This is a genomic window from Actinomycetota bacterium, from assembly GCA_005774595.1.
Lineage (GTDB): Bacteria > Actinomycetota > Coriobacteriia > Anaerosomatales > D1FN1-002 > D1FN1-002.
Window position 1 is genome coordinate 1 of the sequence record VAUM01000036.1, and the last position, 10,295, is coordinate 10,295.

The 10,295-nt window shown below is 70.9% G+C and carries 11 protein-coding genes and 1 pseudogene; all 12 read right to left on the bottom strand.

The genetic code is table 11. The features are described 5' to 3' along the window. Nucleotides 1–51: 51 nt before the first annotated feature. Nucleotides 52–1,425: a HAMP domain-containing histidine kinase gene (locus FDZ70_02705; GenBank protein ID TLM79731.1), complete on the bottom strand. Its 1,374-nt coding sequence runs from the start codon at nt 1,423–1,425 to the stop codon at nt 52–54. 7 nt (nt 1,426–1,432) lie between these two features. After that, nucleotides 1,433–2,140 (bottom strand): response regulator transcription factor, encoded by a 708-nt coding sequence (locus FDZ70_02710; GenBank protein ID TLM79732.1) that lies wholly within the window; start codon nt 2,138–2,140, stop codon nt 1,433–1,435. A gap of 83 nt (nt 2,141–2,223) precedes the next feature. Continuing rightward, nucleotides 2,224–3,186: a response regulator gene (locus FDZ70_02715; protein TLM79733.1), complete on the bottom strand. Its 963-nt coding sequence runs from the start codon at nt 3,184–3,186 to the stop codon at nt 2,224–2,226. After that, a complete protein-coding gene (locus FDZ70_02720; protein ID TLM79734.1) occupies nt 3,183–3,557 on the bottom strand; it encodes a response regulator in 375 nt (124 codons plus the stop codon). The genes FDZ70_02715 and FDZ70_02720 overlap by 4 nt, the downstream gene beginning before the upstream one ends. Nucleotides 3,558–3,639: 82 nt before the next feature. Continuing rightward, entirely contained in the window at nt 3,640–4,806 is a 1,167-nt protein-coding gene (locus FDZ70_02725; GenBank protein ID TLM79735.1) for an RluA family pseudouridine synthase, read from the bottom strand. Then, nucleotides 4,734–5,150, bottom strand: a pseudogene (gene lspA / locus FDZ70_02730) (signal peptidase II). The gene FDZ70_02725 and the pseudogene lspA overlap by 73 nt, the downstream one beginning before the upstream one ends. 20 nt (nt 5,151–5,170) lie before the next feature. Beyond that, a complete protein-coding gene (locus FDZ70_02735; protein ID TLM79736.1) occupies nt 5,171–5,536 on the bottom strand; it encodes a hypothetical protein in 366 nt (121 codons plus the stop codon). Nucleotides 5,537–5,639: 103 nt separating this feature from the next. Continuing rightward, nucleotides 5,640–8,438 (bottom strand): isoleucine--tRNA ligase, encoded by a 2,799-nt coding sequence (gene ileS, locus FDZ70_02740; GenBank protein ID TLM79737.1) that lies wholly within the window; start codon nt 8,436–8,438, stop codon nt 5,640–5,642. 382 nt (nt 8,439–8,820) lie between these two features. Beyond that, the gene (locus FDZ70_02745) at nt 8,821–9,102 is read right to left on the bottom strand and encodes a DUF167 domain-containing protein (GenBank protein ID TLM79738.1); all 282 of its coding nucleotides are present in this window, start codon (nt 9,100–9,102) and stop codon (nt 8,821–8,823) included. 6 nt (nt 9,103–9,108) lie between these two features. Next, nucleotides 9,109–9,852, bottom strand: coding sequence for a DivIVA domain-containing protein (locus FDZ70_02750; GenBank protein ID TLM79739.1), 744 nt, complete (start codon nt 9,850–9,852; stop codon nt 9,109–9,111). Between the two features lie 54 nt (nt 9,853–9,906). Continuing rightward, the gene (locus FDZ70_02755) at nt 9,907–10,104 is read right to left on the bottom strand and encodes a YggT family protein (protein ID TLM79741.1); all 198 of its coding nucleotides are present in this window, start codon (nt 10,102–10,104) and stop codon (nt 9,907–9,909) included. Nucleotides 10,105–10,181: 77 nt separating this feature from the next. Continuing rightward, on the bottom strand, nt 10,182–10,295 hold a 114-nt coding region (locus FDZ70_02760; protein ID TLM79740.1), incomplete at its 5' end, for a pyrroline-5-carboxylate reductase.

Genomic DNA, 10,295 nt, shown 5'->3' on the forward strand with positions numbered 1-10,295 from the left:
GACCGTGGCCGTGCTCGCCGACGGCTCGTTCGCGGGTCTGACCCGGAGCCGCTAGCCTGCCGGTGCGGCCAGCGGGACGCGCAGCACGAACTCGGCGCCGCCCGCGTCGGACGAGGCCGCGACCGTCCCGCAGTGGCGCTCGGCGATCTCCCGCACGACGGCGAGCCCGATGCCGAGTCCGCCCTTCGACCGCTGCCGGGCGGGGTCTGCGCGCCAGAAGCGCGTGAACACGTGCGGAAGGTCGTCCGGGGCGATGCCGATCCCGGAGTCCCGGACGCGCACCACGGCGCTGCCGTCCTCGACGGCCAGACTCACCGATACTGCGCCGCCCTCGGGCGTGTAGCGCGCCGCGTTCGACAGCAGGTTGCCGATAGCCTGGCGCAGCCGGTCGGCGTCGCCCGTCACCGTGACGCCCGGCACGACCTCGTCGCTCATCGTGAGACCCGCGGACTCCATCAACGCCCGGTGCGTCTCGACCGCGGCCGCGACCACCGCCGACAGGTCCACGGACTCGCGTCGCATGCGCGCCGACCTGCTCTCGAGGCGCGACAGGTCCATGATGCCGTCAGTCAGGCGCGCGAGCCGCATGGTCTCCTCACGCACCGTGCCGAGCCGCTCTTCGTCGGCAGGCAGCACGCCGTCCTGCATCGCCTCCACCGTCGCCTGGATCGCCTGCAGCGGCGTGCGCAGCTCGTGGGCGACGTCGGCGGTCAGGCGGCGCTCGAACTCCCGCTCCTCCGCGATCGCGTCGGCCATCTCGTCGAGCGTGCGCCCGAGCCCCTCGACGGCGCTCGAGCCATCCATCCCGGTGCGCGCGTCGAGGTCGCCCTCGCGCATCCGCGCCGCGACCGCGGTCACCCGCTCGATGGGCCGCACGAGCGAGCGCGAGAACCACACGCCCGCGCCGCTGGCGGCGAGCACGGCGACCACGGCGGCAACGAGCAGGCCGACGAGCGACCAGCTCCGGAAGGCGATGTCGCGCTCGGTCAGCAGCTGCCCGGGGTACAGCGACGAGACACGCACCTCGCCGACCTTCCGGCCGCCCACCACGATCGGCGTAGCCGCGACCGGCGAGTCGAGCTCGTCGGTGAGCGCGCTGTTGAACGGCACGCCCTGATTGCCGGGCGAGTCGGCGATCAGGGCACCGTCCTCGTCGTACAGGCGCAGCCGGAAACCGCGCATCGACATGCCGTAGTGCCCGATGTCCACGAACCGCACCGAGTCCAGCGTGCCCGCGTCCGCGTAGACGCCCGCGAAGGCGGCCGCCGCGTCATCCGCACGCTCCTGCACCGTCGCGAGCACGTACTCGTTGAACTGGCGCTGCCACACGCTCGTGAGGATGAGGCCGGCGAGCCCGGCGGTGAACAGCGCAACGCCCGCGAAGGCGACGGCGAGCCTGAGGCCGAGGCCGGCGCTACGCAGCACGCGGGGCCTACTCGCTCCCGGCGGGCGGGTCGAAGCGGTAGCCGACGCCGAACACCGTGTGGATGAAGCTCGGCTCCTTCGGGTCGTCGCCGAGCTTGGCCCGCAGGTTCTTCACGTGGGAGTCGATCGCGCGCTCGTAACCCTCGAAGTCGTACCCGAGCACCTTCTCGACGAGCTCCATGCGCGAGTAGACGCGGCCGGGGTAGCGCGACAGCGTGACGAGGAGCTTGTACTCGCTCGCGGTCAGCTCGACCTCCTCGCCGCCGAGGAACACGCGGTGGCCGGCGAGGTCGATCTCGAGCGGGCCGTACACGGCCCTGGCGCGCTGGGGCTCCTCCTCGGAATGCGCGCGGCGTACGAGAGCGCGCACGCGCGCGACCAGCTCGCGCGGCGAGAACGGCTTGACCAGGTAGTCGTCGGCGCCCATCTCCAGTCCGGCGACGCGCTCCTCCTCGGAGCCCTTCGCCGTGAGCATGATGATCGGGATGTCGGAGACGTCGCGGAGGCGGCGGCAGACCTCCTCGCCCGACAGCACCGGGAGCATCAGGTCGAGCACCACGAGGTCGAAGCCGCCCTTGGCGAACGCCTCGAGCGCCGCGCGGCCGTCGGCCACCGCGGTCACCCAGAGCCCGTCGCGCTCGAGGTAGGCCTCGACGGCCTCACGGATGGCGCGCTCGTCCTCGACGAGCAGGATGCGTGTCGATCCGGCGTTCATGCTTCTCGCGGCACCTCCTTGGGCGCGAGTCTGACGCCGCTGTGTGGAGAGGGTGTGTGCCGGCCGCTCCGGCACCGGGGGAGCTACTGCGGCACCCCGATCGCGAGCACGCCGGCGATGTCGCCGGAGTCGTCGCGCCAGCACACGTCGGTCCACGCGATGGTGAGCCGCTCGCCGCGCGCGGTCGTGAGCACGGACTCGTTGCGGTCGGTGCCGCCCGAGGCGAGCAGCGTCGCCATCGCGGACCGGCGCGCGTCACGCTCGCCGGCGGGCACCAGCACCTCGAACCAGTCGCGGCCGACGACCTCATCGGCCGCGAAGCCGGTGAGCCGCTCCGCGCCGCGCCCGAAGTACGTCACCACGCCCCGCGCGTCGACGACGACGGCGAGCACCTGGGCGCCGTCGATCGCGTCGCCCAACTCGTCGTGGGCGCGCAAGTCGTCGACCTCGCGCTCGTGGTCCGCGTCGATCCGGCCGCCCAACTCCTCGATGAGCGCCGTCTTGACCTGCAACTCGGTCGAGAGCGCGTCCATCGCCGCGTTCAGCATGTTGTTGGACTGCTGAAGCTCGATCACCTTCTGCTCGAGCTTGCGGACGAGCCGGTCGCTGTACTCGCGCAGGATCTCGCCCTCCCCGATGCGCGGCTGGCGCTGGGCCATCGCCGCCCCTCTTGGCCCGGTGCTCTCGGCGACCTCGGCAAGGACCGCCAGAAGGACGTCGGGCTCCACCGGCTTGGTCAGGAAGCGCTCGGCTCCCAGATCCATCGCGAACCGTTCGTCCGCCGAGTCCGTGTACGAAGCCGTCAGGAACACCACCGGGATCGGCGCGAGGGCTGGGTCGGACTTCCACTCCCGCACGAGCTGGTAGCCGTCCATCCGCGGCATGAGGATGTCTGAGACGAGGAGCTCCGGAGGCTCGGTCCGCGCGACCTCGAGCGCCTCCGCGCCATCGGAGGCGGTGAGCACCTCGTGTCCAGCGGAACGGGCGATGCTCGTCACTAGATGGCGCGCCGCCTGATCGTCGTCCACCACGAGGATACGCATCACCGATCGCCTCCAGACAGGTACTCCTCGACGTCCTCCACGAACCTCCCAGGGTCGATGGGCTTGGAGATGTAGCCGTCGCAGCCCGCCTCGAAGGTCGCCTCGCGGTCGCCCTTCATCGAGTGCGCCGTCAGCGCGACGATGGGCAGGCCCGGCCCGAACTCCTCACGCAGGGCACGGGTCGCCGCGTAGCCATCCAGCTTCGGCAGGTGTATGTCCATCAGCACGAGGTCCGGCTCGCTGACGCGGACCGCCTCGATGACCTGCTCGCCATCGACCGCCGGCACGACCTCGTACCCGCGCTTCTCGAGCAGGAACCGCGCGAGGTACATGCTCTGCGGGTCATCCTCCGCGATGACTATCGTCCGGCCCATCACTCCCCCGTCCGAAACAACGCGTCCTCCAAGTGTGTTCCCATCATGGCCGCACGCGCCCCAACGCGCGCCGTACGCGGCCTCACGCCATGCGGGCGCCTCCCGCGGGCACGCCCTCCAACACGCCGAGGACCTCCTCGCCCGCCTCGGTGCGCCCGAACGACTCGCCCTCGATCGACGCGAGCGCCGACGCCAGGTCGGCCGGCAGCGCGTCCGCGAGTTCGAGGTGCTCGCCGGTGATCGGATGGTCGAGGGCGATGCGCCAGGAGTGGAGGAACTGGCGCGCCAGCCCGAGGTCCGCCTTCGGCCTCCTTCGGCCGTACAGCTGATCGCCGACGCAGGGGTGGCTGGTGAACGCCATGTGGACGCGGATCTGGTGGGTCCGACCGGTGTACAGTTTGCACTCGATGAGCGTGTAGCCGTCGTCGTCACGACCGGCGTCCCACCGCTCGAGCACGCGAAAGGTCGTGACCGCCTGGCGTGCCGAAGGCGACTCGACCACCGCCATGCGCAGCCGGTCTTTGGGGTGGCGCGCGATCGGGGCGTCGATGAGCCCAGTGTCCGGTGCGATGCGACCGTGCACCAGGGTGAGGTAGCGCCGGTCGACGGCGCGCACCTTGATCGCGTCGCCGAGCACCGCCTGGGCCTCATCGCTCTTGGCGACCATCATCAGGCCTGAGGTGTCCTTGTCGAGCCGGTGCACGATCCCGGGCCGGTCCTCGCCCGCGAGCGTCCCGAGGTCTTCGCTATGCGCGAGGAGTGCATGCACGAGCGTGCCGGTCTGATGCCCGCGCGCGGGATGCACGACGAGGCCCGCCGGCTTGCACAGGATGATGAGGTGCTCGTCCTCGTAGCGTATATCGAGCGGGATCGGCTCGGGCGCCAGGTCGCCTGCGACCTCGCGAGCGGGGGGCTCCCATGCGATCACCTCCCCTGCCGTCACGAGGTGCTGCTTGCCCGCGGGCCGACCGTCGACCAGCACCAGACCCTGCTCGGCGGCACGCGCCGCCCACGTGCGGCTCGGGACTCCGGGCAGCCCGCCGAGCACCTTGTCGAGCCGGGTGCCCGCCTCCTGCTCCGTGACGGTGTGGGAGCCGGGCGCCGCGCTCACTCGCCGTTCCCCTCGTCCGAGGCCGCCGCTCCGGCGGCCTCGCCAGCGTCGTCGTCCTTCGCGAACAGGACGATCAGCACCAGCACGATGACCCCGGCGCTGATCGCGGCATCCGCCGCGTTGAACACGGGGAACCATCGGAAGTCGACGAAGTCGGTCACGCGCCCGAGGGTGAGCCGGTCGTACAGGTTGCCGGCGGACCCGCCCGCGAGCAGGCCGAGCGAGACGACGGTCCAGCCTCCGTGCCGCGCGCCCCGCGCGAGATAGACCGCCACACCGACTATGACGGCCGCGCTGATGCCCATGAACAGCAACTGCAGGCCCTGGAGCATGCCGAACGCGGCGCCGGCGTTGCGGACGTGCGTGAGCCACACGACGCCGTCGATGACGGGGACCGACTCGTTCGGGGCGATGAGGTCGCGCACCGCCGCCTTGGACGAGAGGTCGGCAGCCAGCACGAGCGCCGCGATGCCTGCAGCCAGCGCCGCGGCGCGGCCCCGCGCTATTGCGACTCCTCCCACGCCTTGCACGACACGCACAGATCGGCCGTCGGCACCGCCTCGAGGCGGTCGGCACAGATCTCCTCGGAGCAGCGGCCGCAGACGCCGTACGTACCGGCCTCGATGCGCGCGAGGGCGCGGTCGACGGCGGCCAACGCCTCGCGGGCGTTCCCCTCCATGGTCATGTCGAGCTCGCGCGCGAACGTCGCGGAGCCCTGATCGGCCATGTGGTCGCGGTAGTTGTTCTCGCCGGACACGTCCGAGAGGGTCTCGTGCCCCTCGCGCTCGTATTCGGCGATCTCCTCGAGCAGGCGGGCCCGCTCGGCCTCGAGCGTCGCGGTGATGCGCGCGAGTGTCGCGTCGTCCATAGGTCCGTGCCTCCGTCTGATACGCGACGCCCGGCCAAGTGGTGCCGGGCGTCGTCACGTCACCTGCGAGTATACCACCGTGGGTGCGGCCGCCGCTCTTGCGCTACCCTGCGCCGCCGAGCGCGGTGACGACGCCCGAGCAGCGCGGGCACAGCCCGTCCGAGCCGAGGTGCCGCACGTTCCAGCAGCGCGGGCACTTGTCGCCGCTCGCCCTCGTCACCGCCGCCGTCATCCCGGCGCCTACGCCCTCCTCGACGGCGACGTCCGCGACGATCAGCATCTCGGCAAGGGCCTCGGCCCCCCGCGCGGAGAGCACCGCGAGGTCCTCGGCGGGCGCGGCGATCGTGAGGTGCGCCTCCTGGCTCTTGCCGATCCGGCCAGCCGCACGCTCCTCCTCCAGCGCACGCGTGACCACGTCGCGCGCGGCGAGCACGACCGCGTACGCCTCGCGAAGGTCCTCGCAGCACTCCTCGGGCACGTCGACGGCCGCCCAGCCGGCAAGCTGCACCGACTCGACGCCTCCGCGAAGCGGTGCGGGCATCTCCTGCCAGACCTCCTCGGAGGTGAAGGTGAGGACCGGCGCCACCAGGCGAACGAGCGCAGTGAGCATCGCGGCGAGCACCGTCTGGGCGCTGCGCCGGCCCAGCGAGGTGGCCGCGTCGGCGTAGAGGCGGTCCTTGAGCGCATCGAGGTAGAACGCCGAGAGCGTGGTGACGCAGTAGTCGTACACGGAGCGGTACGCGCGGTGGAACTGCCACTCGTCGTACTGCCGGGTGACATCGTCGACGAGGTCAGCGAGCGTGACCATCGCCCAGCGGTCGAACTCGGGCATGTCCTCGAAAGCGACCGCGGCGGCCGGATCGTAGTCGTAGAGGTTGGAGAGCAGGAATCGGAACGTGTTGCGGATGCGGCGGTACGCCTCGCTCGTGCGGTCGAGGATCTCGTCGGAGACCGAGACATCCTGCGAGTAGTCGGCCGAGGCGGCCCACAGCCGCACGATGTCCGCGCCCGACTTGGCGACCACGTCGAGCGGTGAGACCACGTTGCCGAGCGACTTGGACATCTTGCGGCCGTCGCCGTCCACGATGAAGCCGTGCGTCAGCACGCCGCGGTACGGCGCGGCGTCGTACGCGCCCACGCTCGTCAGCAGCGCCGACTGGAACCACCCGCGATGCTGGTCGGAGCCCTCGAGGTACAGGTCAGCCGGGCGCGACAGCTCTTCGCGCGCGTCGAGCACGCTCGTGTGCGAGACGCCCGACTCCCACCATACGTCCACGATGTCCTTCTCGGGCGCGAGCCCATCGACGCCGGTGCCGCACCGCGGACACGCCGTGCCGGCCGGAAGGTACTCGGCAGGCGCCTTCGTGAACCACGCGTCGGCGCCCTGGCTCTCGAACAGCGCGATGACCGCGTCGAACGTCTCGGGCGTGGCGACCGTCTCCCCGCACTTCGTGCACGAGAACACCGGGATGGGCACGCCCCACGCGCGCTGGCGCGAGATGCACCAGTCGGGACGGTCGGAGACCATCGCCGAGATGCGGTTCACGGACCAGCCCGGCACCCAGTCCACGGTGCCGATGGCGTCCATCGCGCCCTCGCGCAGGGTGCGGCCCTCGGCCGCCTTGTCCATCGAGACGAACCACTGCTCGGTGGCCCGGAAGATGACCGGCTGCTTGCAGCGCCAGCAGTGGGGATAGCTGTGGTCGGTCTTGCCGGCGGCGGCGAGCGTGCCGCGCTCGCGCAGCCAGTCGATGACGACGGGGTTGGCGTCCCACACGTTCATGCCGGCGAAGGGGCCTCCGCCCGCATCGAAGACGCCGTCGTCGTCCACGGGCATCGGCGAGGGCAGGCCGTGCTTCGCGCCGACGAGGTAGTCCTCCTCGCCGTGGCCGGGTGCCGTGTGCACCGCGCCGGTGCCTGTCGACAGGTCGACGTGGCCGCCGGTGATGACGACGCCCTCGACGCCCTCGTGGATCGGCTGGCGGTACTTCAGCCCGGCGAGGTCCGCGCCCTTCACGTACGGCTCGAGCCGCTCGCCGCTCCAGCCGGTCACGGACGCGACCTCGTCTGCGAGCTCGACCGCCACGACCGCCCAGTCGCCGCGGTCGGTCTTGAGCGCCGTGTACTCGGCGTCCTCGGCGAGTGTCACCGCGACGTTGGCCGGCAGGGTCCACGGCGTCGTCGTCCAGATGAGCACGTGCATCGGCTCGGCTACCTGTGCCCAAGCGTCAGGCCTCGACGTCAGCTCGAACTTCACGTAGATGCTCTCGCCGGGCTCATCGGCGTACTCGATCTCGGCCTCGGCGAGCGCCGTGCGGCAGCGGATGCACCAGTGGATGGGCTTGCGGCCCTTGTAGATCATCCCGCGGCGGTACATCTCCTTGAAGATGCGGACGTTGCCGGCCTCGTACTCGGGCTTGAGGGTGAGGTACGGGTCGATGAAGTCGCCGCGCACGCCGAGCCGCATGAACTCGTCGGCCTGCACACCCACGAACCGCATGGCGTAGTCGCGGCACTTCGCGCGCAAATCGGCCTGCGAGATCGTCTTCATGACCTCGGGGCCGAGGTCCTTCTCGACCTGGTGTTCGATGGGCTGGCCGTGGCAGTCCCATCCCGGCACGTACGGCGCCACGTACCCGCGCATCGTCTTGTACTTGACCACCACGTCCTTGAGCACCTTGTTGAACGCGGTGCCCATGTGGATGTGACCGTTCGCGTAGGGCGGCCCGTCGTGCAGGACGAACGCGGGCCCGCCGGCGTTGACCACGAGCGACTTCGCGTAGATGTCGCGCTCCGCCCACCACGCGAGCCGCTCCGGCTCCCGGGTTGCCAGCGACGCCTTCATCGGGAAGTCCGTCTGCGGCAGGTTCATCGTGCTCTTGTAGTCCGGCGCCTCGCCCATCGTGATAGGTCCTCTCGTCAGCACAAACGAAAGCGCGCCTCGTCCTCATGCCCGGGACGAAGCGCGCTCGAATGCTTCGCGTTCGCTTTCACCACCCAGCTTGCGCGGACCTCCCGCGCGGCACTGTCCCGCCCGGTAACGGAGGCGTCCCGCCGGAGCCTACCCGCGGCCTGCACAGCGCCGTTTCGGTCCGGGGCTCGGAGGTGATGTTCGCGCGTTTCGCCGTGCCCGCGGGCTCCCACTGTCCCCGCTCGCTGGAAAGGGCCGTGCCGTGAACGCTACTCGTCCTCGTCGCTGCCTGTCGTGCTATGGGCGCAGTCTCGCGACCGCGTGCGAGCGATGGTAGCGCGGCCCGTGCGCGAGGGTCAACGCGAACGGCCCCTCAGAACAGCGGCGCGTCGGGCTCCCCGAACGCCGCCTTGACCTCACTTGCCCCGACCCCGTGCAGATCCACCAGCTTGTGCCGGGAGGTCTCCCCACGCACCACGCGGACCGTGCTCTTCGGCGCGCGCAGCGCCTCGGCGAGCAGCTCGCAGGTCGCCGCGTTCGCCTTGCCACCCTCCGGCGGAGCGGTCACGCGGACCTGGAGCTCATCACCGCGCCAGCCGCCGATCTCGTCGCGGCCCGCGCGCGGGGTCACGTGGACCGTGATCCGCGTCCCCATCGAGGGCTAGTCGATCTCCTCGATGTCGATGTCGTTCTCGCGCTCGCCCGCCGTCCTGCGCGGCAGCTTGAACTCGGGCGCGTCGATGCCGGCGTCGTCATCGATCGGCACCGGGGCCGCGCTGCCGGTCTCTCCGAGCTGGACGCCCGTGACGAACCCAGGCGCGGGCGGCTCGAGCTCGGGCGCTGCGGCAGCGGCGACCGGGGCGTCCGCAGCGGGCTTCGCCTCCGCGCCCGGCTGCGCGACCTCGGCGTCGCCGACGATGCCCTCGGCGGTCACGCCCGCCATCACGCGCACGTCCTCGGGCAGCTTCACCTCGGCGAGCGTGGCGAGGTACTTCTCGAGCAAGGCGCGGAAGGCGGTGCGGAACTCCTCCTCGGCGGACTTCAGCCGGCCGAGCTCCGTGCCGACGCCCTGCTTCTGCGAGAGCGCATGGTGGATGAGCTCCTTGGCCTTCAGCTCGGCGTCACGGATCCGGTCGGCAGCCTCGACGCGCGACTTCTCGATGATCTCGTCGGCGGTCCGCTGCGCCTGGAGCAGGGTGCTCTGCAGGGTGCGCTCGATCTGCTGGTAGGTCGAGACGCGGTCGTTGGCGGCCTCGAGCTTCTCGGACAGGTCGATGTTCTCCTTGAAGACCCGCTCGAACTCGTCGGCGACCTCGTCGAGGAAGTCGTCGACCTCCTGCTCGTTGTAGCCCTTGACCGAGTGGCGGAACTCCTTGTGGTGGATGTCGAGCGGAGTGAGCTTCATGAGGCGGACCGCACCCTTCTAAAGCGCCTGTCATACGGCGGGATTGTACAGGATTCAGACACCGAGCCCGGCGAGCAGCCGCGCGATCATGCTCCCGCCGTAGGACAGCACCAGCAGAGCGATCATCGGCGAGAAGTCGAGTCCGCCCATCGACGGGACGAAGCGCCGGAACAGGCCGAGGTACGGCTCGCACACCTTGCCGAGCACGTGGTAGATCTCCCACATCGTCCCCGTCGGGCGGAACCACGACATGATCACGTACGCGAAGATCAGCAGGCCGTAGAACTGCACGAGTGCGCGGAAGACGCTCGAGATGGTGAATGCCCCCACTACGCCCCCAGTTCCTTCGCGCGCGCGACCGCAGCGGCCACCGCGGCCGCGACCGTATCGTCGAGCCCGCGCTCGTCGAGCACGCCGAGCGCCGCGACGGTCGTGCCGCCGGG